The organism is Ensifer sp. GW821-FHT05G01, assembly GCF_059419585.1.
Window position 1 is genome coordinate 341,994 of record NZ_JBWKSC010000002.1, and the last position, 24,521, is coordinate 366,514.

Here is a 24,521-nt window from a genome sequence, read left to right on the forward strand (position 1 = left end):
AATTAGCGCAACTCCGGTCGCCCCGGGACGCACATCCGCGCATCAGCCGGTACAAAGCAGCCTCTTTGGCTCACGTGTACTGGGCCTGACCGTTTCAGCGCACCGCTCAGCGGAAGCGCGGGGGTTTTGGCGGGGCGTTGGTTTCGAGCTCATGCCTGCTCGCGAACCTTCCCAACAGGGAAAGGAGCTTTCCCTGTTCCTTGCTGTTTATGCTGTGCCGGACGCAGTGTTCGACGACATCGAACACCGGTTTGGGCGGTTGCGTATTCAGCCGTTGCTCAGGGGTATGTTTGGACATGACTGCACCTCCGGTGGAGTAACGCCCGTGAGGCGTTCGAGTTCCATCGGTTAGGCACTTTCTTGTCCCGCTTCGGGTTCGCTCTGGCCAAGCTGGGACATGACAACGGTCCGCCAGGGCCGCCGGAACGGTCGCACAGGAGTGTCGTCCTTCTCCGCGCTCTCCTTAGCGACCACCCATTGTCAGGGGTGGCCGAAACATGCGCAGGTACGGTTCGATGCTGTTTTCGATCTCCCTGCAAGCTCGCTCGTATTCCTCAATCAAAGACTGATCGGGGTGATCACTCGACCGCAGGGCATCAAGTTGCATCGAGGCTTCGGCATAGGCGACGAAAATCTCGCTCAAAGAAGGGCTTTTCAAGTCAGACAGAACGTGCCGATAGAGAGGCAGGCGCAGCTTCAACCTCGCTCGGCCAATCTTCTCCAGTTTCATCTGCATCTCCGTATCGCTGCGAGATCACATGCACTTCTGGATTCAACTTTGCACGTTGCGAAAGGTTCCCCATTCCCAATCGACGCAAACAGATTTGATCTTCCCGCGGTCGCTTTTGCCGCCGATCGAGCTCGAACGCGACCCTCGACGCCAACACGTTCACCGCCGGAGAATGGGGCGGGGCCTGGAGCCGCGTCCAACCCTTCAGCGGGTCGCACAGCCTTTGCACGCTGACGGCATCCCGACGGGCAGCAATTCCTGCTCACGCCACAGCGGCAAACGCTGACGGTGCTCGATCTCACCTGGATAAGGAATACGACAGCCTGCGGCTGATTTAGTCGCTGGCGTTGGCCCGAAACGCAGGACGAGCCTTGTTACCCGCACGTGGAACGGTGCGGTGCCGAACGTCCACAGTAGGCCATGACGGTCGCTGTTGAGAGTGCCGCTGATCCAGGCAGATGCGACGGCCTCGAAGGGCCGTCCTCTCATCGGCGTGGGTCGCGCAGAACGAAAGCCTAGGCGACTGCCATCATCGATTGAAACGCCTCATAGGCCGCTAGAACCGTCTCGCGTTGCGCATCATGGCCGGCCACGAAGGCATCGCCATAGATGGTCTCGTCGGGATACTCGGTAATCAGCGTCAGCGGCGCCTTGTGGCGATCGTCGACGGAGATGAGGCAGGGGAAGCCGTTGATGATGCGGAAGCCGGTTTCGCCGGCATGGGTTTCGTAAAGCGCGATCTGCCTGTCGTTGTAGGCAAGCAGGCCCGGGACCGCAGCCAAGCGTGCCGTCACCGCCTCGATCAGTTGTTCGGCGCGCGCCTCCCAATCGGCATGATGGCGCATGATCAGGAAGAAGCCCTTCGGCAAGGTCCACATGGCAAAGCCGCGCGGCACGTATCCCGACAGCGGCCGCGTCCACTCGTGCGAGGGGTAGCCGTGCAGGTTGACGTGGAGTTCGGCACCCGAGAGCGCATCCGCCTCGTTGCGGATCGCCCGCTCGTTGAGGGCCGTGCCGGTGCGGTATTCGAGATCGTCGCCAAGCGCCGTGTAGCGGGCGGCGTGATGCATGTGCAGCGGGTTGTCAGCGCGCAGGCGCTGGTGAACGGCGTAACCGTCGGGGTTTTCGAGCGGCGAGATCGTGAAGTGCGTGCCGGGGAGCTCAGCGAGCGTCTGGGCGGCCCTGAGCGCACCGACGATACCGGTGGTCTCGTTCGGATGCTGGCCGCCGCTGATCATTACGGCGGCATCTGTGCCCTTGTGATAGCGCGCCTTGACCGAGCGACCGGCGCGCGAATGCGCTTCAAAAGGCTGGCCTTCTATCTTTTCCAGTTCGGCATGGATCTGCGCGACGGCAAGCGGTGCCTGCGCCGTGTCGAGCGGCTGGGCGTCGCCCTCGGCGTCTGTCGTCGCGAGCGGCCTAGTCTCGACCCGGATCGTGGGCTTGCCGTCGGCAAACACGATTTCCGGCACGATCTGGCCCGGCTTCAAGCCACGGTCGCCGAGTGGGCGGCCCGACTTCTTCTGGAAGACTTCGAGCAGCGAGAAATAGAAATCCTCGTGCAGCGCTTCACGCAGGCTGACCACCTCTTCGCCAACCGGCAGCCGGAGATCGTTGATCGGCAGGCCCACGCGGATGTTGAGCTCGTCGAAATAGGGTTCGCTGTCGCCCCAGCCATGTTCGGCGATCGCCCGCATCGCGCCTGCAAACAGCCGCTCGTAATCGGTTTCGAGGTGGCACTCGCGCCGCTTGCTGCTCGCGTCGTCGAGGCGGACCCAGCCGGTCGGCGACAACAGCGTTTCACCGATGAAATCGCTGTGCTGGCGGTTGGGCGCAAACACCGCGTGGGTTTCCGTGCGGCCGTCGGCAAAGGTCAGCATGACATCATAGGTCAGTGCCTGGTCGCTGCCGCCGACGAAGGTGATCTCGGCATCGCCGACCAGCGCTGCCAGCGGATAGGCCTCGAGAAGGAAGCGGTTCGCGGGGCAACCTTCCGGCTGCGGATAGCGGATATCGACGCGCTTCAGCGCCTTGAGGTCGATTTCCTCGAGGAAGAAATGCAGGAGAGGCTTATAGGCGCTCCTGAACTTTGCCTCGACGCCGAAAGCGGCAAGCTTCCGCTCGGCCGCCTCCCGGCTTTCACGGTCATCGAAGAGCCATGCCTCCAGTCGGGTGCCGCGGGCGGCCTCCTTGCCGTAGGTTGCGAGCATGGTGTCGAGCGTGCGCTCGAAAGTCCCTTCGAATATCGTGGTCATCGTGAAGTTCTGCCTGTTGGGTCGAGACTGTCGCGCAGCCAATCGCCGAGAAGGTTGAGGCCAAGGACGGTGAGAAGGATGGCAAGGCCCGGGAAGACGCTGACCCACCAGGCATTCTGCAGGTAGGTGCGTCCATCGGCGAGCATGCCGCCCCAGCTTGGGATCAGCGGATCGACGCCAAGGCCGAGGAAGGTCAGGCTGCTTTCGAGCAGGATGTTGTTGGCAACGTTCAGCGTCATCAGCACGATGACCGGGCCGATCAGGTTCGGCAGCAGGTGCTGGAACAGGATCTTGTAGTCGCGAACGCCGATGGCACGGGCCGACTGGATGAACTCGCGCTCGCGGAGCGACAGCACGGACCCGCGCACGAGGCGGGCATACTGCACCCACTGCGACACGATCAGGAGAATGATGGTGTTGGTCAATCCGCCGCCGACAATGGCGATGAAGGTGATGGCAAGAAGGATGAAAGGCAGCGCCAGTTGCACGTCGGCAAAGCGCATCACGACCATGTCCCAGAAGCCACGGTAGTAGCCGGAGACCAGCCCCATCACCACGCCGACGACGACGGCGCCGGCAACCGAAGTGAAGCCGACCAAGAGCGAAATCTTGCCGCCGGCAACGACGCGCGCCAGCACGTCACGGCCGAGCGGGTCGGTGCCGAACGGATGCGCCCAGTTGACGAAGGCGGGCGTCAGCCGCGCCATCAGGTCGATCTTGTCTGCGCCCCCGGGGAAAAGCACGCCGGACAAGAGAACGGCAAGGCACATGCCGCCGGCAAGCAGCGCGCCGAGGATGAATTCGAGGTTGCGGAAACGGGCGAAACGGCTGTTTGCGGCCTTGGTGGTCATCGGCTCACTCCGTCCGGATGCGCGGGTCGACGAGGCCGTAGGCGATGTCGACGATGAGGTTGACGCCGACGATCATCAGCGAGAGCACGGTGATGACGGCCTGCAGCACGGGATAGTCGCGCGCGCCGACGGCGTCGAAGGCAAGCGTGCCCATTCCCGGCCAGTTGAACACGCGCTCGACGACGACGATGCCGCCGAGCAGGCCACCGAACTGGAGGCCGAAATAGGTGATGAGCGGGATCGCGCAGTTACGAAGGGCGTGCTTGTAGAGCACCTTGCTTTCGCTAAGCCCCTTGGCGCGGGCGACCATGATGTATTGCGACTGCAGCGTTTCGAGCATCGCCGTGCGCACCAGACGCACATTGGTCGCCGTCAGGATGATGCCCATGGTGACGGCCGGCATGATGAAGCTTGCAAACCCGTCCATGCCGCTCGGTGGCAGCCATTTCAGCGTGATCGAGAACAACAGCACCAGCATGATCGCGAGCCAGAAGTTCGGGAACGACAGGCCGACGAGCGACAGAATGCGGATCGCCTGGTCGGCCCACTTGCCGCGGGCAACCGCAGCCTTGATGCCGAGCGGGATCGAAATGATGATCGAGACGATGAGCGACGCGAAGGCGAGCATCATCGTGGCGGGCAGGGCTGCGGAAATCAGCTGCGAGACCGGGGTTCCGCCCATGAACGAGCGGCCGAAATCGAAGACGAACAAGCCTTTGATGAAGGCGAAATACTGCGCCATGAACGGCTGGTTGAGCCCGAGCGCCTCGCGGATGCGCGCAAGGTCCTCTTCGGTGATGCTGCCGGCGCCTTGAGCGAGCATCAGTGCCGGGTCGCCCGTCAGGCGGATGGCAAAGGAGACGGTGAGCGTTACGACGAAAACGACGAACACCGCCTGCAGAACACGTTTGATCAAAAATCCGGCCAACTTACCCGCCCTTCATGAAGACGATCCGCCGCCCGCCAAAGCGAGCGGCGGATCTGATTGTTATTCGACCGTGACGTCCGTCAGCCGCAGGCGGCTGTCGGGAACGGGCGTGAAGTTCTTGACGCGCTTGCTCACGCCGTAGATGGCGTTGAGGTTGTAGAGCGGCATTTCCAGCGCACGGTCGGCGGCGTAGTTGGCGATCTGCTTGAGGATTTCCTCACGCTTGGGCTGATCGGTGATCGAGCGCTGGGATTCCAGCAGCTTGTCGAGATCGGCGTCCTTGTCGTAGGGGTTCCACTTTTCGCCCGAGTGGTACATCGAGTAGGCAGTGTTGTCGTAGTCGAGCGTCCAGCCGCCCCAGGCCTGCTGGAACATCGCACCGGTCTTGCCGGCGGGGATGATGTCGTTCAAGAGAACGTTGGTCTCATACGGCTTGATCGTCGCGTTGATGCCGACGAGCTGCAGATAGCTGGCGACGGCCTGCACCACTTCGTTGAACGTCGCGTCGTTGCCGCGCACGTCGATCTGGACGGAGGCGCCCGGTGCGACGCCAGCTTCCTTCAGCAGAGCCTTCGCCTGCTCGGGATCGTAGGGTAGCGGCTTCATGACCGGATCGAAGCCGAACGACAGTTCGCCCTGGAAGCTGGCGATCGGAGCGGCCTGGCCGCCGAGGATCGACTGGATGATGGTGTCGCGGTCGACGCCGAGGATCAGCGCCTTGCGAACCTTCGGGTCCTTGGTGATGCCATCGCGGGTGTTGAAGCGCAGAGCATAGACCGTCGGACCGGGGGTGGAGACGATTTCGAGCTTGTCGTCACCCTGGATCGTCGGGATCATGCCGATCGGAATGGTCGGCGGGATGACGAGGTCGACGCGGCCGGCCTGCAGTTCGGCCACGGCGGTCGCCGGCTCGGCGATAAAGCGGAAGTCGAGGTTGGAAAGCTTCGGCGCGCCGCCCCAATGGTCGGCGAAGGCTTCGAGCTCGATCGCGACCTTCGGCTCATAGGAAACGAACTTGAACGGGCCGGTCCCGACAGGGTGCGTGTTGAAATAGTCCTCGCCTTTTTCCTGGATGTACTTCGGCGGAACGATCATCGCGCCGTAGCCGGCGAGCTTGGTCAGCAGGACCGGATCCGGCGCCTTCAGGTGCAGATCGACGGTCTTCTCATCGATGATCTCGACTTTTTCGATCGCGGCATAGTTCGACTTCTGTGGGCCCTTGGAGCCCTCTTCGCCGAGCAGGCGGTCAAAGGTGTACTTCACGGCTTCGGCGTTGAAGGGCTCGCCATTGTGGAACTTGACGCCTTCGCGCAGCGTGAAGCGCAGGCGCTTGCCGCCATCGAGCTCTTCCCAGGCGGTTGCAAGGCCGGGGACCAGCTTGCGGTCAGGGCCGCGATAGGTCAGGCCGTCGAAAATGTTGGTGGAGACGGACGCCCAGTTGACGAGGAACGTGTCGACCGGATCCCAGCTGCCCGGATCCTGCGGCGACGAAACCGTCAATGTGCCAGCGGCAAAGGCCGGCCCGGTCGTCAGAAGGCTGCCAGTCAGCGCAAGCGCGATGAAGGCGGCGTGGATCCCCTTTTTGTTGATCATTTTTTTACTCACTCCTGTTTCGACTGCCTTCCCTTGGAAGAGAGAAAGCGGCTTTACGCGTCCAGAGCCACGAAATGGCCTGGCGCGATCTCCTTGCGCGGTAGCACCGCGGGTTCTTGTCCGACACGCCGGATCGGGCTCGGGATCTCGCCCTCGATCATGCCGCGGTCACGACCCTTGCCGGGATCGGCGACCGGGACGGCCGAAAGCAGCCGGCGGGTATAGGGATGACCTGGGGTCTCGAACACCTGGCGGCGGCTGCCGAACTCCATCACCTGGCCGAGATAGAGCACGGCGACGCGATGGCTCATGCGCTCGACCACGGCCATGTCATGGCTGATGAAGAGATAGGCGAGGCCTTCCTGCTCCTGCAGTTCCATGAACAGGTTGATGATCTGGGCCTGGATCGACACGTCGAGCGCAGACAGGGCCTCGTCGGCGATGATCAGTTTCGGCCGGGACGCGAGCGCGCGGGCGATGCAGACGCGCTGACGCTGGCCGCCGGAGAACTCGTGCGGATAGCGCGTTGCGTGGGCGGATGTCAGCCCGACGCGCTCGAGCAGTTCGTCGACACGCTTTGCAATCGCCTTTTCGCCGAGGATCAGTCCATGGGTGCGGATCGGTTCGGCAATCGAGAAGCCGACGGTTTTGCGCGGGTCGAGCGAGGCGAACGGATCCTGGAAGATGTACTGGATTTCCTGCTTCAGCCGCTGGCGCTCGGCAAAGCTCATGGAGGACACCGGGCGTCCGCCAAAGAGGATTTCGCCTGACGTGGCGTTCTGAAGTTGCTGGATCGTGCGGCCGATCGTCGATTTGCCGGAACCGCTCTCGCCGACGAGCGCCAGCGTTTCGCCCGGGAATATGTCGAAGCTGACATTTTCGATGGCGTGCACGCGGTGCGTTGTCTTGCCAAACAGGTTCTTCTTGACGTCGAAGCGGGTGACGAGATCACGCACGGACAGGATTGGTGCTGCGTCATAGCGTGCTGTGCGCTGGATATGCTCTTCGCCCACAAGCGTCGGCGCGCCGTCGATCATCATCGTCAGCGGCATGCGCTTGGGAAAGTCCTCGCCGGTCATGCTGCCGAGCTTGGGAACTGCGGACAAAAGCGTCTGGGTATAGGGGTGCTTCGGATTTGCGAAGATCTCGGCGACCGGGCCTTCCTCGACCTTGCGACCTTTCCACATGACCACGACATCGTCGGCCATCTCGGCAACGACGCCCATGTCATGGGTGATGAAGATCACCGCCATGCCGAGCTCCTTCTGGAGGTCGCGGATGATGGTGAGGATCTGCGCCTGGATGGTCACATCGAGCGCCGTCGTCGGCTCGTCGGCGATCAGCAGCTTGGGGCGACAGGCAAGCGCCATGGCGATCATCACGCGCTGGCGCATGCCGCCGGACAGCTGGTGCGGATAACGGCCGACGAGTTCGGCGGAATCGGGCAGCCGCACCATGTCGAGCAGCCGGCATGTCTCGGTGAGCGCCTGCTGCTTCGTCATCTTCTCGTGCAGCATCAGCACTTCGGCGATCTGGTCGCCAATCGTGAACACCGGGTTCAGCGAGGTCATCGGCTCCTGGAAGATCATGGCGATCTCCTTGCCGCGAATGCTGCGCATCGCCTTCTGCGGTTCGACCGTCAGGTTCACTTCGCCGTTCTTGCCCTGGAACAGGATCTTTCCGGTCGGGAATTTCCCGCCCATCATGTCGGCAAGCCGCATGATCGACAGCGACGTCACCGATTTGCCGGAGCCTGATTCACCGACAATTGCGAGCGTCCGGCCGGCGGTGACCGAAAAGCTCAGGTCTTCGACGACGGCATTGCCGTTGAAGGCGACGGACAGGTTTTCAACGGCCAGCAGCGGGGGTGTCTTATCAGCAGTCACGCGATCTTCCTTGTCACAATGTGGTCGCGGCACGCGCGGACTGTTCATAGGCACCCGACATGAAGCGCAGCACGGCGGCAATTTCCGACAGCGTGTCCTCGGACGGTCGTGCATTGGCCGTCGACGTCACGAGCAGGCGCTCGCGGATCTGTGCATAACGGGTGCAGGCCTCCGCACCCTTGTCGGAGATCTGAATGGTCTTTTCCTTGCCTTCCTTGCCTGTCGTGACAAGGCCGGCCGCCTCCAGCTTGCGGATGGCGTAGGTCGCCACATGCGTGTCTTCGATATCGAGCACGAGGCAGATATCGGCGAGCTTCTTGCCGCGGTCGCGGTGGCGGATCGTATGCAGGATCAAGATTTCTGTGGATGAGAGGCCAGGCACGCCGGCAGCGGCCATGCAGCGCACCATCCAGCGGTGAAACGCGTGCGAGGCGAGAATCAGGCCGTACTCGACTTCGGAGAGACCAGGGGATCCGCCTTCGGCCAGATGTGCAGAGGAGACGATCGGCCCGATGGCCGCCACGGGCTTCATATGGCCGGGCAGAGCGTCCTGCGCCCACTCCCTGCCGTCAAAGCTCTCCTCAGACTTCTTCGTCATTCAGCACTTCCTCATCTTGACGATTTTATGTCATCATTTTATCGACATTTTGTCAACGAACTGCTTTGATGAATTTCGGAGCCGACCCGAGCTGGCGGCATACGAGTGAGAGGGATGGACGATGAGCGCACGCGAAACCGGTAGCTGGGACTTCTGGATCGACCGTGGCGGCACCTTCACCGACGTGATCGGCAGGGACCCGCAAGGCGTGCTGCATGCGCGCAAGGTGCTGTCGGAGAATCCGGAAGCCTACCGCGATGCGGCCGTGCAGGGTATCCGCCTGCACCTGGGACTGCCGACCGGCGCGCCGATCCCTGCCGGCCTCATCAGCGAAGTGCGCATGGGCACGACGGTAGCGACCAATGCGCTGCTTGAGCGCAAGGGCGAACCACTGGCGCTGGTGACGACGCGCGGCTTCCGCGATGCGCTTCGCATCGGTTACCAGGAGCGCAAGAACATCTTCGCGACCGAGATCATCAAGCCGGAAGCGCTCTATAAGGATATCGTCGAACTCGGCGAACGGGTGCTCGCCGACGGCACGGTGGAGCAGGCGCTCGACGAGGCGGAAGCGCGTCAGGCGCTGACGGCATTGCGCGAGCAGGGCTACAACACCGTCGCGATCGTCTTCATGCATGCCTACAAATATCCCGAGCATGAAGCGCTGGTCGCCCGGCTCGCCCGCGAAATGGGCTTCGAGCAGGTCTCGGTCAGCCACGAAGTCTCGCCGCTGATCAAATATGTCGGCCGCGGCGACACCACCGTCATCGACGCCTATCTCTCGCCAGTGCTGCGTCGCTACGTGGCGCAGGTCTCGAGCGAACTCGACGTCGCGCGTTCCGGCGCCCGCGTCATGTTCATGATGTCGTCGGGCGGGCTCACGGCCGCCGACATGTTCCAAGGCAAGGACGCGATTCTTTCCGGCCCGGCAGGCGGCGTCGTCGGTCTTGCGAAGACAGGTGAGGCCGCCGGTTTCGACCGGGTCATTGGCTTCGACATGGGCGGTACGTCGACCGATGTCGCACATTTCGACGGCGAGTATGAACGTGCCTTCGAAACGGAAGTCGCCGGCGTGCGCGTGCGCGCGCCGATGATGCTGATCCACACGGTTGCCGCCGGCGGCGGCTCGATCCTGCATTTCGACGGCGAGCGCTTCCGCGTCGGCCCGGATTCGGCCGGCGCCAATCCAGGTCCCGCCTGCTATCGCAACGGCGGGCCGCTGGCGGTCACCGACGCCAACGTCATGCTCGGCAAGCTGATGCCGGAGTTCTTCCCGGCGCTGTTCGGCCCGGAGCAGAACGAACGGCTCGACGTCGAGACGGTGCGCCAGCGTTTCGCAGCGATGGCCGCTGAGATCGGCGATGGCCGCACCCCTGAGGACGTGGCAGACGGCTTCATCCGCATCGCGGTCGCCAACATGGTCGAGGCGATCAAGAAGATTTCCGTCCAGCGCGGCTACGACGTCACGCGCTATGCGCTCAGCTGCTTCGGCGGCGCCGGCGGACAGCACGCCTGCCTCGTTGCCGATTCGCTTGGGATGAAGAGCATCCTGGTCCACCCGATGTCGGGCCTCTTGTCGGCCTATGGCATGGGCCTTGCCGATATCCGCGCCACCCGCCAGAAGGCGCTCGGCGTCGCGCTCGACGACAACGCGCCAGCGGCCCTTGCAACCCTTGGCGCAGAGCTGCAGGTCGAGTGCCTGGGCGAACTCGAAGCGCAGGGCATCGCCCGCGACGAGATCCGCACCTATCTTCGCGCCCATATCCGCTATGCCGGCACCGATACGGTTCTGGCCGTCGATGCGACCTTCCCCGAGCATGACGATATCGCCCGCCTGCGTGCCGAATTCGAAACCTTGCACAAGCGTCGCTTCGGCTTCGTCGCCGACAACAAGGCGCTGGTAATCGACGCGGTCGAAGTCGAGACCGTCGGCGGCGGCGCTGCCCAGATGGAAGGCGAAGGCATGGCAACGGTCGAAGGAGCGCCGGCGCTCAGCCGCAGCACTCGCTTCTATTCGCAGGGCCAGTTCCACGATGCGCCGGTGGCGCTTCGCTCCGACATCAAGCCCGGCCAGCGCCTCGACGGCCCGGCGATCATCATCGAGCCGAACCAGACCGTGATCGTCGAAGACGGCTGGCAGGCGGAACTGACCGCCAAGGACCATATCGTTCTTCGTCGCGTCAAGGCGCTGCCCGAGCGCAGCGCCATCGGCACCAAGGCCGATCCGGTCATGCTCGAGATCTTCAACAATCTCTTCATGTCGATCGCCGAGCAGATGGGCGTGACGTTGCAGAACACCGCCTATTCGGTGAACATCAAGGAGCGGCTCGACTTCTCCTGCGCGGTCTTCGACACCAAGGGCAATCTGGTTGCCAACGCGCCGCACATGCCGGTGCATCTGGGCTCCATGGATGCCTCGGTCGCAACGGCGATCCGCGAGAACCCGGTCATCCATCCGGGCGACGTCTTCCTGATCAATGCGCCCTATAACGGCGGCACGCACTTGCCCGACCTGACGGTCTGCACGCCAGTGTTCGACGATGAGGGCCGGGAGATCCGCTTCTGGGTCGCAAGCCGTGGCCATCATGCCGATATCGGCGGCATTTCTCCGGGCTCGATGTCGCCGCTTGCCACCAACATCGAAGAGGAAGGCGTCTATATCGACAACTTCAAGCTCATCGATGCCGGCCGGTTCTGCGAGGCCGACCTTGAGACGTTGCTCAACGGCGCGCGTTATCCCGTGCGCAACATCGTCCAGAACGTCAACGACCTGAAGGCCCAGGTCGCCGCCAACGAAAAGGGCGTGGCGGAACTGAAGAAGATGATCGCCCAGTTCGGCGAAGACGTCGTGGAGGCCTATATGGGCCACGTCCAGGACAATGCCGCTGAAAGCGTTCGTCGCGTTCTCGACCAGTTGCCGGACGGCGAGTTCTCCTACGAGATGGACCAGGGCTGCAAGATCGTGGTGAAGATCACCGTCGATCGCGACAAGCGCGAGGCGACGGTCGATTTCACCGGCACGTCGGAGCAGCGCGGCGACAACTTCAATGCACCGGCGCCGGTCACCCGTGCCGCCGTGCTCTACGTCTTCCGCGTGCTCGTCGAAGCCGACATCCCGATGAATGCCGGCTGCCTCAGGCCGATCCGCATCGTCATCCCTGAGGGCACGATGCTGACGCCCAGCTATCCGGCCGCCGTCGTTGCCGGCAATGTCGAGGTCAGCCAGGCCGTCACCAATTGCCTGTTCGGCGCCGTGCAAAGCCAGGCGGGCGCGCAGGGCACGATGAACAACCTGACCTTCGGCAATGCGCACTACCAGTATTACGAGACGATCTGCTCGGGTGCGCCGGCCGGGCCGGGCTACAACGGTGCCGATGCGGTCCACACCCACATGACCAACTCGCGCCTGACCGATCCGGAAATCCTCGAGACACGCTTCCCGGTGGTGCTGGAAGATTTCCACATCCGCCGCGGATCCGGTGGCAAGGGCAAATGGTCGGCCGGCGACGGTACGAAGCGCACCATCCGTGCCCGGGAAAAGCTCGATTTCGCGATCCTCTCCGGCCACCGCCGCGTTGCCCCCTTCGGCATCAAGGGCGGCGAGGCCGGCAATCTCGGCCAGAATCTCGTGCGCCGCAATGACGGGCGTATCGAGGAACTGTCGGGCTGCGCCCACACGGTCCTGGAGGCCGGCGAAGCCTTTACCGTGGTGACACCGACGGGCGGCGGCTACGGCAAGAAATGATCTCCCAAGACTGCTGCGGTGGTCTGCGGGCGGGCGAGCAATCGCCCGCCCGCTTTGCGTTTGTAAGCGGTTTTCGCCGCATGCGCGTCCTGGTCGTGCCGTTCCTTGTATTTCTGTTTTAACGTTAATTTAAATTCGAAATTACTAAGTATCTTTCGGTCGGTGCGCTCAGAACCTCCGCCTCCTCCCACGGAGCGCGCGCAACACTCCGGATCTCCTCCCGCCGGTTTGGCCGACCATGTCCAGCAAACCAGCGCGATCGCGGCATCACAGGAGTCACGGCAGTGGCGTTCAAGAATTTATCGATATTGACCAAGGTCGGCCTCGTGGTCGTGGTCATGGGCCTATCCTCCACCCTGATCGCGCTCGCCGGCGCGCGCGGGCTCTCGTCGCTCGGCACGACGATCGTCGAGGTTGGCGCCCGTGAAGAAGCGGCGCGCGAGGCTATGGACCTCAGGGTCGACATCATCGCCATCAGCCGCATGACCTATCAGCTGGCGGCAACGCCCGCAAAGGCGTCCGAGTTCGGCACCGAGACCGAGACGCGCGCCTCCGAGATGCTCGGCCGCCTGACGAAGATCCAGGCCGTGGCCGATGAGACCGAGATCAAGCTGCTCGACGATATCCGCGCGACGCTCAACAGCTATTTCGACGAAATCCGGGCGATGATCGCCGTGGCCGGCTCGAGCGGCGCGGATGCGGCGGCGGTCAAGGCAGCCCTCGACAAGGCGCTCGAGGCCCAGAAGACAGTGACCTCGACCGTCAAGGTCTACAGCACCTATTCCGGCGACGCGCTGGCGACGGCCCGCGCCGAGGCGCTGGAATCATCCTCCGTCGCGATGACGATCCTTCTGGCTGCGGCTGGTGCCTGTATCGTGTTCGGTGTGGCGGTCAGCCTGCTCGTCGCGCGCCGCGGCATCGTTGTTCCGGTACAGTCGCTGACCTCGATCATGAGCGAGCTCGCAGACGGCAAGCTCGATGGCGAGGGTGCCGACGTTGGCCGCCGCGACGAAATCGGCGAAATGGCCCGCGCCGTCGAGGTCTTCCGCAAGAACGCCATCAGCATGCGCAATATGAAGGCCCAGGAGGCGGTGCTGCACGCGCGCAGCAGCGACCTCCAGTCCAATATCAGCCTCGTGGTTGCCTCCGCCGTTGCCGGTGATTTTACCGGCCGGATCACCAAGGACTATGACAACGAGGACCTCAACCGCTTCGCCGCCAGCGTCAACGAACTGGTGTCGAGCGTCGACCTCACGGTCAACGAAGTCCGCCGTGTCGTGGCAGCTCTTGCGGACGCCGACCTGACGCAGAACATGCGCGGCGAATTCCACGGTGCGTTTGCCGAGCTGCAGACCAACGTCAACGCGACGATGGTGACCCTGCGCTCGACCATGCAGAACGTGCGCACGGCGGCAGGCACGATCAACGACAATTCGGCCGAACTGAGCTCGGCTGCCAACGACCTGTCGAAGCGCACCGAGCAGCAGGCGGCAGCGCTTGAGGAGACGGCGGCGGCCCTCGACGAGATCACCTCGACGGTCAGGACCGCGTCCGAGCGGGCCAACGAGGCGCACGACATGGTGCGCGCCACCAAGGACAGCGCCGGCCGCTCCGGCCAGATCGTGCGCAGCGCCATCGACGCCATGGGCCGCATCGAGGATTCGTCCAATCGGATCAGCCAGATCATCGGCGTGATCGACGAGATCGCCTTCCAGACCAACTTGCTGGCACTGAATGCCGGCGTCGAGGCGGCGCGTGCCGGCGATGCGGGGCGCGGCTTTGCCGTCGTCGCCCAGGAAGTGCGCGAACTGGCGCAGCGTTCGGCCAACGCCGCCAAGGAGATCAAGACGCTGATCAACAGCTCGGCAAGCGAGGTCGAAAACGGCGTGTCGCTGGTGCGCTCGACCGGCGAGGCGCTGCTGGAGATCGAGACCCTGGTCAACAATGTCAGCGGCCACGTCAACACGATCGCTACGGCCGCCCGCGAACAGGCAACCGCGCTGCAGGAGATCAACACCTCGGTCAATCATATGGACCAGATGACCCAACAGAACGCGGCGATGGTCGAAGAGACGACGGCGGCGAGCGGAACGCTTGCCGAAGAAAGCCGTCAGCTGCGCACGATGCTGGCGAAGTTCAAGCTCGAAGGGGCTGTAACGCGCGAGAGTTGGAGCCGCGCCGCCTGACGCTGAAAGGTGTGCGGAAGCAAAAGCGAAGGGCCGGCAATCGCCGGCCCTTCTGTTATTTAGTCATTCATTTGCCGTCACGCCTCCGGCGAATAGCCGAAGACCACGGCCGGGTTTTCCGCGGTCTCCACCCAGACGCTCTTGGTCTGGGTATAGGCGAGCAGCGCGTCGCGACCGCTGGAGCGGCCATAGCCCGACCGGCCAAAGCCGCCGAAGGGGGACATGACGCTGATCGTCTTGTAACCATTGATCCAGAACGTGCCGGCGCGCACCCGCGCGGCCATGCGGTGGGCGCGACCGACGTCTTTTGTCCAGACCGCGCCAGCAAGGCCGTAGGGATTATCGTTGGCAAGCGCGACTGCCTCTTCCTCGTCGTCAAAGACGGTGACGCCGACGACGGGGCCGAAGACTTCCTCGCGCGCGATCGTCATGTCCGGCTTGACGTTGTCGAGAATGGTCGGGGCGAAGAAGAAACCGCCGGAGGACGAGAGTGCCGCCGGTTTGCTGCCACCGGTCGCAAGGGTAGCACCCTCGGCGACGCCCTGGCGTACCATCTCGTCGATCTTTGCCCATTGGCGGGCATTGTTGATCGGGCCGATCTGGGTGGCGTCGAGATAGGGATCGCCGACAGGAATGCGCTCGGCGGCTCGGGCATACCGCTCGACGAACTGCTGATGCACCGAGCGGTGGATCAGGAGACGGGAGCCGGCAACGCAGCTCTGGCCCGCACCGGAGAAGATCGCCGACTGTGCGCCGACGATGGCGCGGTCGAGATCGGCATCGGCAAAGACGATGTTGCCGGATTTGCCGCCGAGCTCGAGTACGCAGGGCACGACGTTCTTCGCCGCTGCAGCGGCAATCGCCGAGCCGGCCTCAGCCGAACCGACAAAGACAACGAGCGCAGTCTTTGGGTGGGAAACCATGGCAGCGCCCGCGCTCCGGCCGGCGCCGGTGATGACGTTGACCAAGCCGCGCGGCGCGCCGCCAGCCTCGCAAAGCGCGCCGAGCACAAGCGTGCTGAGCGGCGTCAACTCCGACGGCTTGATGACGACGCCGTTGCCGGCGCAGATCGCCGGCGCGATCTGCCAGCCGCCGGTAAAGAGCGGCGCATTCCAGGGCGTGATCTGGGCGACGACGCCGACCGGTTCGTGCCTGACATAGTTCAGGTGCGAGGTCGGCACCGGAATGACCTCGCCATGCAGCTTGTCACACCAGCCGGCGTAATATTCGAACATCTCGGCGACACGCAGCGCTTCGCCGCGGATGTCGCGGATCGGTCGGCCGGCTGACCGGCTTTCAAGTTCGGCCAGTTCCGGGGCGCGCTCGCGGATCTTGCGGGCGATCTCGTTCATCACCCGGCCGCGCGCCGATGCCGGCATCGCGATCCATTCGCGCTGGGCGCGCGTGGCCGCTTCCATCGCTGCATCGATGACGTCGGATCCCGCGTCCTTGAACGTCGCGAAAACAGAGCCGGTTGCCGGGTCCGTCAGGTCCTGTTCGGGTCCGGAGCCTGCCACCAGCGCGCCGTCGACATAGCTGCCGATCTCACTGCCCGGCAGGAAACCGTGGAAGAGTTCGCGGATACGCTCGGCCTTTCCGGCCGGCATGGTCATGTCGTTCATCGTCTTCCCCTGGTCTTATCGGTTGTCATTGGCCGCAGGGCGGAAAGCGCCCATACGGGTGAAATCGTCGGCATTGTCGAGCGGGCTTTCGGCCCAGAGCCGGGCAACCTCCACTGAGAGCGGCAGTGCGGCACCGGTACGGGCCGCAAGCTCGCTTGCAAGCCTGACGTCCTTGCGCATCAGGCCCATGGTGAAGCCGCTGTCGAAGCGGTCGTTCATCACCCAGGTCGGGAAATGCACGTCGCTGATCATCGATTTGCCGGAGGCAGCGTTCAGCACCTTCAGTGCCTGCTCTGGCTCGAGCCCAGCGGAAAGCGCAAGCTTCAGCCCTTCGCCCGTCGTCACCATATGGGCGGCGGCCAGCAAGTTGTTGACGAGCTTGGCGACATTGCCTGCACCGCTTGGGCCCACATGCAGGGCCTTGGCCGACATCGCGTCGATAGCGGGAGCGGCGCGGGCAACATCGGCGTCACTGCCGCCGATCATCATCGTCAGCTTGCCGCTTGCCGCGCCCGCCGGGCCACCGGAGACGGGCGCGTCGAGGAAGCCGTGGCCGAGCGCGTTCAGGCCGGCGGCAAGATCGCGTGAAACATCCGGTTCCGACGTCGATGTGTCGATGATGACGACCCGGTCCGCCGCACCCTTCAGGGCTTCGAGATTGGCTTCGACGACAGCCGCGACATCCTTGGCGGTCGGCAGTGAGAAGACGATGAATTCAGTGCCGGCAAAGACGTCGGCCAGCGTTTCGCACGGCGTCACCCCGCCTTCGGCGGCGAGATTCCGCCTGCTGTCGGAAAGGTCGAAACCCTTTACTGCAAAGCCGTTGCTTGCGAGCGTGGTCGCCATCCCGAGCCCCATGGCTCCAAGCCCGACCACGCCTATGGCTGTGTCTTTCGTCGTCATATCCGGTTTCACCCTCAGCGTTTGTTTTGGTGCTGAGAAGGTGGCACGGGGTCTCTGGGGCCGGTAGACGGCGCTGCCGGTACACTGCGTTGCTGACCCTGCAACGTCGGCATGCGAAGGGGCAGGCGACTGCTGAGGGCTTGCCTCCGATCGTCAGACTGTGACGACGATCTTGCCGAACTGCTCGTTCGCCTCCAGATAGCGATGCGCCTCGACGATCTCTTCGAACGGAAAGGTTTTCGCGATTACCGGCTTGAGCGAACCCGATGCCAGGCTGTCGAGGATAAAGGCCTTGGCCGCTTCCAGTCGCCGGCGATCGCCGATAATTTCGTGGACGAGGTAGCCGCGCAGGGTCAGCGATTTGCTGAGGACCGGAAACAGCGGAAAAGGTGTCGGCTCGGGGCTGAGGCCGCCATATTCGATGAGAATGCCGCCGCGCGCCATCGCTTCCGTCAGCGGTTCGAAGATCGGTCCGCCGATCGGGTCGAACACCACCCGGATGCCCTCAACCCCGCTGATCTCCTTCAGCCGGCCCGCGACGTCTTCCTCCGCGGAGGCAATGACATGCGCGGCGCCCGCGTTAAGCAGAGCGTGTCTCTTGGCGGAGGTCCGCGTGACGGCAATTGGCGTTGCGCCGACGAGGTTGGCGATCTGGATCGCTGCCAACCCGACACTGCTTGAGGCAGCGGTGATCACCACCGTATCGTCTTTGCCCAACCTGGCGATGTCGAGCAACGCGCCATAGGCGGTCAGATATTGCATCCACACGGATGCGGCCGCTTCCCAGCTGAGCGACGAAGGGTGCTTGACGACTTGCGAGGCGGGGAAGGTGACAAGCTCGCCATAGGCGGGATAACGGACCATCGATATCGGCGGAATGACACTGACGGCATCGCCCGGCACAAATCCTTCTACCTTGTCGCCGATGGCCTCGATCACGCCGGCGGCCTCGAGGCCGAGACCGGACGGCAGCATCGGCGTTTCTATATACCGGCCCGAGCGCAACAGCGCCTCGGCGCGATTGAGCCCCAGGGCCTTGACGCAGATGCGGACCTCGCCGGCAGCGGGCAAGGCGACATCGTGACTCTCGATGCGCAGGACTTCGGGACCACCATGCTCATGAAAACGAACGACGCGAGCCATGCTCTAACTCCATAATGACTGAACTGAATAAGCTATGCCTTTCCGTTTGATGCGGATAAATCATCGGTTACGCAGAACAGTAGAAACCAGGAGTTTCGAATTATGGATCGCCTTACAAGCATGACGGTGTTTGTCAAAGCGGTGGATCTCGGCTCGTTTGCAGCCGCCGCGGAGGATCTCGATCTCTCCGGGCCGATGGTCGGCAAGCATGTTCGATTTCTCGAGGAACGGCTCGGCGTGCGGCTGATCAACAGAACCACGCGCCGGCAGAGCCTGACTGAATTCGGCCGCGCCTATTATGATCGTTGCCGTGTCATCCTTGCGGAGGCGGAAGCCGCGGACGCGCTTGCGGCCGACCAGCTTGGCGAGCCGCGCGGCCGGCTGCGGGTCACCATGCCTGCGCTGCTCGGCCGGCGGTGCGTCGCACCGATCCTCACGGAGTTTGCCCGCAAATATCCGGGGCTCGAGCTGGAGCTGTCGTTTGGCGATCGCATCGTCGATCTTGTCGAGGATCGCTACGATCTCGCCATCCGCACCGGCGCTCTGGAGGACAGGGCAGGCCTGATCGCCCGCCGGCTTGCCAGCCACGGCATGATCGTTTGCGCTTCGCCGTCTTACGTCGAGCGCTACGGCGCCCCGCGACAGATCGACGACCTCTGCGGCCACCATGCCGTCATCTACAACCGACCGGGATGGGTGCATCCTGGCTGTTCCCGCGTGATGGTCGCTCGGCGCTGGAGGTGACGCCCGCCAATCGGTTGCGGCTCGACGATCTCGAGGCAGTGGCGGATGCCGCATCTGCCGGGATGGGACTGGCGTGGCTGCCGTCGTGGCTCGTTCGTCAGCGCATCGGGGCCGGTGTTCTTGTCGAAGTGTTGCAGGATGAGCCAGGATATGTGTTCGACAACTATGCCCTGTGGCTGCGAACATCGCATCTGCCGCTGAAGGTTCGCCTGGCAGTCGATGCTCTGGCAGCTGCCCTGCCCAAGGCAATGATCTGAACGGGGTTGCCTGTCGGTGTCAGGCCCGAAAAGACTGCATCTCCAGCGCCAGGTGCTGGCCGAGTTTTTCCACCGACAGCGGTAGGCGCCGATGGGCGCGCACCATCAGATGGGCGCTCGCCTCGCGCAGCAGTGGATCTTCCAGATCGACCGCCTGCATGGCGCCACGGGCAATTTCGCCGGAGACGGCGGCACGTGGCAGGAAGGTGATGCCGAGACCCGAGGCGACGAAGCGGCGCAACACTTCGATCGAGTGTGTTTCGAGCAGCGGCGCCAGCGCCATGCCGGCATCGGCCGCCACACGGGCGACGAGCTGGGTGACGCCATTGCCCTTGCCGAGCAGGGCGCAGGGCGAGGTCAGACAGTCTGCCAGCTTCAGCTCGGTGCGGTTGGAAAGGGCATGCCCGTTCGGAACGATGACGCAGAGCGGCTGGCGCGCGATTGCCAGCGCCCGGATGCGCGGATCGGTCAACGGCGTGTAGGCGATACCGATATCGGCGTCGCTGTTGGCGATGGCATCGACCACATCCTCGGTGCTGCCGAGTTCGACGATGTAGCGCACGTAGGAATGCGCCTTCGAGAACGACGACAGCCCGTGCTCGACGAGGTCTGCCATGAACCCTTCGCCGCAACGAATGCGGATGCGGGTCTGCTGCACGCCGCGGATCTGATCGAGTTGCTCGGCCAACAGGCCGTTGTCCTCAAGGACACGTTTGCCATGTTCGAGGACCAGTTCGCCGGCATCGGTCAAGACGGTGCCGCGCGCTGTGCGTTCGAACAGGGCAAGGCCGATCTCGCGTTCGGTGTCGGCGATCTGGCGGCTGACGACCGAAGGCGCCAGCCCCATATGTTCCGCAGCACCCCGGATTGAGCCGATGCGGGCGACCGCCATAAAAATCTTGAGCGCTTTCGCGTCGAGCACGTCCATGGTGGTCATGGATGCGACGGAAACCGCTTGAGGTCAACGACCAAGAGACGAGGCGATCAGCCTTGTCCAGAGGTCAACGCCTTGCGCAATGATCGCGTCGTTGAAATCGTAGTGCGGCGAATGAAGGCCGGGATTGCTGCCGTCGCGGCGCGCACCGAGCCAGATGTAGCAACCGGGGCGTTCCTCGAGCATGAAGGCGAAATCTTCTGCGGCCATGCTCGGAGCGGCATCGACGACGACAAGGGCGCCGTCCTGTGCTGCGACGGAACGCGCGAAGGCGGCGGACGCGGCATCGTTGATCGTCGCGGGATAACGGCGTTGATAGTCGAGATCGGCCGAACAGCCGAGGCCTTCGGCGACGGCTTCGACCAGCGTCCGCATGCGCTTTTCAAGAATGTCGCCGACGTCCTTTGCGAACCAACGGGTTGTGCCGCGGATGATGGCCTCCTGCGGGATGACATTCCAGGCGTCGCCGCCATGGATCTGGGTCACGGAGAGAACGGCGGCATCGAGCGGCGAGACGTTGCGACTGGCGATCGTCTGCAGCGCGGTGACGATCTGGGCTGCGGCCACCAGGGGGTCGGCGCCCTCGTGCGGCATGGCGCCGTGGGCGCCCCGGCCGGTGACGCGGATTTCGAACACGCCGAAGGCCGCCATCATCGCGTCGTCGCGGGCAACGCAGGTGCCGACGTCCAGCGCCGGCCAGTTGTGCAGCGCGTAGACGGCGTCAGTCGGAAAATCCCGGAATAGGCCGTCGGCGACCATGGCGCGGGCGCCACCTTCGGCTTCTTCGGCCGGCTGGAAAAGGAAGTGGACGGTGCCGTCGAATTCCATCTCTGACGCCTGTCGCGCAGCGGCGAGCAGCATCGAGACATGGCCGTCATGGCCGCAGGCATGCATCTTGCCCGCAGTTTTCGACGCGTAGGCAACGCCGCTGGCCTCGACGATCGGCAGTGCATCCATGTCGGCGCGGATGGCGATGGTGCGGGGGGAGGTGCCGCGCGACAGCGTGCCGACGAGGCCCGTGCCGCCATAGCCGCCTTTGACGGTAACGCCCCATTCGGCAAGCTTGGCGGCGATGAAGGCCGAGGTTTCGCGTTCCTCGAAAGCGAGTTCCGGATGGGCGTGCAGATGATGGCGCCAGGCGATCGTTTCCGCGATACGGTCGGGGCTGATGTCGTGGCGGCTCATCTCGTTCATCCTGTTTTTGCAAATGGAAGGCCGGCCGCCAAGGCAGCCGGCCTCGTTTCTATCCTACTGGCCGAGCCGCAGGAACAGGTCGGCGACGACGACGGAGCCCATATAGGTGCCGATCATCACGCAGATCGCGACAATGACGATCTTCCAGCCGGATCGGCGGGCGATCGCAAATTCGCTGGCTGTCAGCGCAAGACCGCCATAGGCGAGCGCAGGCGTGGCGAGCGCCAGGAAGTTCAGGTGCTCGACCTGCTCGCTGACCCAGGCAGCACCCGGCACGCCCGGGATGGTGATCAGGATCGCGATCAGCGAGACCCAGGCGACGCTCGGCAGGTAGAAGGGCACGAAGCGCGCGAAGCCGAGGCCGATGATGCAGGCGATGTAGAGGACCGCCATGCCGGGCAGGGCGACGAGTGGCGACGTGCCGGTGCCGACCCAGTTGGCGATGAGGCCGATGGCACAGGCGATCAGCAGCAGCCCGGAATGCTTGACGACATCGATCTTGCGCTCGTCTTCTGCGTTAAGCGGCAGGTCGTCTGCAAGATTTACGGTGGTGTTGGTTTGATTGGCCATTGTTCCTGTCTCCCCGATCAGGCTGTTTTGCGGTCGGACGGACGGGCCTTGTTGTAAAGCCATTCCGTCAGCGGCAGGGCGACGAACATGCCGACGTAAAGGCCGGTCGCGTAGGTCAGGATGTTGCTGGCCGCCGCAAGCGCCAGGATGATGTCCTTCTGGTCGGGAACGACGGCGACGAGACCGCCGGTGCAGGCAGCCAGCATCGAGCCGGAGCCGACGCCGCAGGACATGGCAAGCGCCCGCACGTCGAAAATGCCGAGGCCGTGCACGAGCGGCGGCATGATGGCGAAGACGAAGGTGCCGATCAGCGTGCCGGTGGCATAGACGCCCATGGCGCCCGCACCTTCCGGCGAGTTGAGGCCGTATTTATCGGCGATCAGCGCCAGATTGGGCTCGCGGTCGATCGAGTAGGTGGCGCCGACGGCTTCGCGGCCCATCTTGAGCAGGAAGACGGCGACCGGGAAAGCGACGAGAATGGTGCCGAGATTGCCCAGCTCCTGCAGCACGAGTGCCGGCCCGGCCTCGATGATCTTGGAGATCTGCGGCCCGACCGTCGTGCCGAACTTCGCGATGAACGGCATGATCGCAACGGTGATCATGGCGCCGGAAAGCTTGACCGCATCCTTGGAAAGGAATTTGGCGCTGGCCTTGAAAATGGCGGGATTGAGCAGGATGCCGAGCGCGAAGGCGTAAAGGATCGGCAGGAAGATCACGGTGCCGAGGCCGATCGACAGGCGTTGAATGCCGATCAGCTCGCAGACGATGACGATCGCAAGCACAAGGACGTGCAGATAGAGCCCGCCCGTGGCGGCTCCGGGTTTTCCGGTCATGATGTTCTCCTCTGGTTGGGGACCAGTTGTTGTTCTTTGCCCAGATTTCACACTATGGGCTGAGGACAAATTCCGGCTAGCCGGTCGGCGAGCAACGAAGTGTTGCAGTTCCAGCAACAGCCGCTGAGCTGAAGGCGGCCTTTGAAAAAGCCGCGCGTCCTGTCTGTCATTTCATGGTTGCAGTCCTGCATTGGCGCCGTGCGGATGCGAATCGGGTTTTCGCCTGCTCTGGCTTTTGCATGTGCCGCCGCCGTGGCCAAGGGCGCATTCGACCAAGTCCGGACCAGAAGCCTGAAACGCACAACCGCTTTCCCCAGCAATCGGGCCGATCGGCGCAGCCAAATCCGCTCACCTGCGGTTTCAGGGCCAGAATCCTGAAAAACTCACCGAAAATCGCTGAAAACCCCCATTGAAATCGATTACATTTTCTGGCTTGATGGTCCTCGCAAGATTTTGGGAGGATCTTATGAAGAAGCTTATCGCCGTAGCACTCGGCACCGTCGCATCCATCGCCATCTCCGCTTCGCTCGCCAATGCCGAGACCTTCAAGATTGGCTTGTCCAATGGTTGGGTCGGCAGCGAGTGGCGCACGCAAATGATCGACGAGGCCAAGGCGGCTGCGGAAAAATGGAAGGAAAAGGGCGTCGACGTCGAAGTCACCGTCCAGAGCGCCAATGTTGACGTGCCCGGGCAGATCGCCCATGTGCGCAACTTCATTGCCGAGGGCGTCAACGCCATCATCATCAACCCCAACAGCCCGACGGCCTTCGACCCGATCTTCGCGCAGGCGAAGGAAGCGGGCATCCTGGTGATCGCCACCGACGCCGAGGTCTCGTCTCCGGATGCGACCTATGTCGGCATCGACCAGACGGCCTGGGGTGCTTCCGGTGCCAAGTGGCTGGCCGAAACGCTCGGCGGCAAGGGCAAGGTCGTCGCCATCAACGGCGTTGCCGGCCACCCTGCAAACGAGATGCGCGTCGCCGGCTACAAGAGTGTCTTCAAGGACTATCCGGATATCCAGGTGGTCAACGAGGTCAATGCCAACTGGGACCAGGCACAGGGCCAGCAGGCCATGCAGAACATCCTCGCCACCTATCCTGACGTCAACGGTGTCGTCGTGCAGGACGGCATGGCAGCAGGCGCCTGGAAGTCGATCATGGATGCCGGCAAGGCCAGCCAGATCGCCGCGACCGGCGAAATCCGCAAGGACTTCATCGATCTCTGGAGCAAGGACAAGCTGAACTCCGGCGCGACCGTCAACCCGCCAGGCGTCATGGCAAGCGCGCTCAACGTCGCCGTGCTAATGCTGCAGGGCAAGGAGCTGAAGGAACCGGCAACGGCCGGCCAGTACAAGAACGCCATGTACCTGCCGATCCCGTTCATCGACTCAAAGAACCTGGCGGACGCCGCCAAGCAGGTCGACGGCAAGCCGGGCTACTACTCCTACACCAGCGCTCTTTCGATCGAAGACGCCGAAGCGCTCTTCAAGTAAGCGCGCTAAGTCAGGCGGAGCTGCTGATCCGCCTGACACCCCGGACCCGACCTTACGGAC

Annotated in this window: 18 protein-coding genes and 1 pseudogene; 4 read left to right on the forward strand and 15 right to left on the reverse strand. The window is 63.5% G+C overall.

Annotated elements, in window-relative coordinates; genetic code table 11:
* Positions 1-106: 106 nt before the first annotated feature.
* The 8 genes from AC07UR_RS07380 to AC07UR_RS07415 all read right to left on the reverse strand — a co-directional run bounded on the left by AC07UR_RS07380 (position 107) and on the right by AC07UR_RS07415 (position 8,841).
* Entirely contained in the window at positions 107-298 is a 192-nt protein-coding gene (locus AC07UR_RS07380) for a hypothetical protein (RefSeq protein ID WP_209789488.1), read from the reverse strand.
* Positions 299-463: 165 nt separating this feature from the next.
* Positions 464-730, reverse strand: a complete 267-nt coding sequence (locus AC07UR_RS07385; protein ID WP_173421718.1) for a hypothetical protein — start codon at positions 728-730, stop codon at positions 464-466.
* 515 nt (positions 731-1,245) lie between these two features.
* Positions 1,246-2,985, reverse strand: coding sequence for a M14 family metallopeptidase (locus tag AC07UR_RS07390; RefSeq protein WP_209789489.1), 1,740 nt, complete (start codon positions 2,983-2,985; stop codon positions 1,246-1,248).
* Positions 2,982-3,836, reverse strand: coding sequence for an ABC transporter permease (locus AC07UR_RS07395; RefSeq protein ID WP_209789490.1), 855 nt, complete (start codon positions 3,834-3,836; stop codon positions 2,982-2,984). The genes AC07UR_RS07390 and AC07UR_RS07395 overlap by 4 nt, the downstream gene beginning before the upstream one ends.
* A 4-nt stretch (positions 3,837-3,840) precedes the next feature.
* A complete protein-coding gene (locus tag AC07UR_RS07400) occupies positions 3,841-4,764 on the reverse strand; it encodes an ABC transporter permease (RefSeq protein ID WP_209789491.1) in 924 nt (307 codons plus the stop codon).
* A gap of 60 nt (positions 4,765-4,824) precedes the next feature.
* A complete protein-coding gene (locus AC07UR_RS07405) occupies positions 4,825-6,357 on the reverse strand; it encodes an ABC transporter substrate-binding protein (protein ID WP_209789492.1) in 1,533 nt (510 codons plus the stop codon).
* 53 nt (positions 6,358-6,410) lie between these two features.
* Entirely contained in the window at positions 6,411-8,291 is a 1,881-nt protein-coding gene (locus AC07UR_RS07410; RefSeq protein ID WP_209789493.1) for an ABC transporter ATP-binding protein, read from the reverse strand.
* Positions 8,257-8,841, reverse strand: a complete 585-nt coding sequence (locus tag AC07UR_RS07415; protein WP_173421724.1) for a winged helix DNA-binding protein — start codon at positions 8,839-8,841, stop codon at positions 8,257-8,259. Before AC07UR_RS07415 ends, AC07UR_RS07410 begins: the two co-directional genes overlap by 35 nt.
* A gap of 121 nt (positions 8,842-8,962) precedes the next feature.
* Here AC07UR_RS07415 and AC07UR_RS07420 point away from each other — a divergent pair, with 121 nt between their 5' ends.
* The gene (locus tag AC07UR_RS07420) at positions 8,963-12,583 is read left to right on the forward strand and encodes a hydantoinase B/oxoprolinase family protein (RefSeq protein WP_209789494.1); all 3,621 of its coding nucleotides are present in this window, start codon (positions 8,963-8,965) and stop codon (positions 12,581-12,583) included.
* Between the two features lie 284 nt (positions 12,584-12,867).
* Entirely contained in the window at positions 12,868-14,769 is a 1,902-nt protein-coding gene (locus AC07UR_RS07425) for a methyl-accepting chemotaxis protein (RefSeq protein WP_327795827.1), read from the forward strand.
* Between the two features lie 77 nt (positions 14,770-14,846).
* Here AC07UR_RS07425 and AC07UR_RS07430 read toward each other — a convergent pair whose 3' ends face one another.
* The 3 genes from AC07UR_RS07430 to AC07UR_RS07440 all read right to left on the reverse strand — a co-directional run bounded on the left by AC07UR_RS07430 (position 14,847) and on the right by AC07UR_RS07440 (position 18,437).
* Positions 14,847-16,391 (reverse strand): aldehyde dehydrogenase family protein, encoded by a 1,545-nt coding sequence (locus AC07UR_RS07430; protein ID WP_209789495.1) that lies wholly within the window; start codon positions 16,389-16,391, stop codon positions 14,847-14,849.
* Between the two features lie 15 nt (positions 16,392-16,406).
* On the reverse strand, positions 16,407-17,294 hold the full coding sequence (locus AC07UR_RS07435; RefSeq protein ID WP_209789496.1) for an NAD(P)-dependent oxidoreductase: 888 nt from the start codon (positions 17,292-17,294) through the stop codon (positions 16,407-16,409).
* Positions 17,295-17,447: 153 nt separating this feature from the next.
* Entirely contained in the window at positions 17,448-18,437 is a 990-nt protein-coding gene (locus AC07UR_RS07440) for a zinc-dependent alcohol dehydrogenase family protein (protein WP_209789497.1), read from the reverse strand.
* Positions 18,438-18,539: 102 nt separating this feature from the next.
* Here AC07UR_RS07440 and AC07UR_RS07445 point away from each other — a divergent pair.
* Positions 18,540-19,438, forward strand: a pseudogene (locus tag AC07UR_RS07445) (LysR family transcriptional regulator).
* Between the two features lie 19 nt (positions 19,439-19,457).
* Here AC07UR_RS07445 and AC07UR_RS07450 read toward each other — a convergent pair.
* The 4 genes from AC07UR_RS07450 to AC07UR_RS07465 form a co-directional block, all read right to left on the reverse strand.
* On the reverse strand, positions 19,458-20,375 hold the full coding sequence (locus tag AC07UR_RS07450) for a LysR family transcriptional regulator (RefSeq protein ID WP_234941684.1): 918 nt from the start codon (positions 20,373-20,375) through the stop codon (positions 19,458-19,460).
* Positions 20,376-20,399: 24 nt separating this feature from the next.
* Positions 20,400-21,557 carry a M20 aminoacylase family protein gene (locus AC07UR_RS07455; protein ID WP_209789498.1) on the reverse strand — a complete coding sequence of 386 codons (1,158 nt, stop codon included), beginning with the start codon at positions 21,555-21,557 and terminating at the stop codon, positions 20,400-20,402.
* A 63-nt stretch (positions 21,558-21,620) separates the two neighbouring features.
* Positions 21,621-22,136: a hypothetical protein gene (locus tag AC07UR_RS07460; protein WP_209789499.1), complete on the reverse strand. Its 516-nt coding sequence runs from the start codon at positions 22,134-22,136 to the stop codon at positions 21,621-21,623.
* 17 nt (positions 22,137-22,153) lie between these two features.
* Positions 22,154-22,969 (reverse strand): DUF3100 domain-containing protein, encoded by an 816-nt coding sequence (locus tag AC07UR_RS07465; RefSeq protein ID WP_173421731.1) that lies wholly within the window; start codon positions 22,967-22,969, stop codon positions 22,154-22,156.
* Between the two features lie 466 nt (positions 22,970-23,435).
* On the opposite strand from AC07UR_RS07465, the gene AC07UR_RS07470 reads away from it, so the two are divergent.
* Positions 23,436-24,461, forward strand: coding sequence for an ABC transporter substrate-binding protein (locus AC07UR_RS07470; RefSeq protein ID WP_173421732.1), 1,026 nt, complete (start codon positions 23,436-23,438; stop codon positions 24,459-24,461).
* Positions 24,462-24,521: the final 60 nt, after the last annotated feature.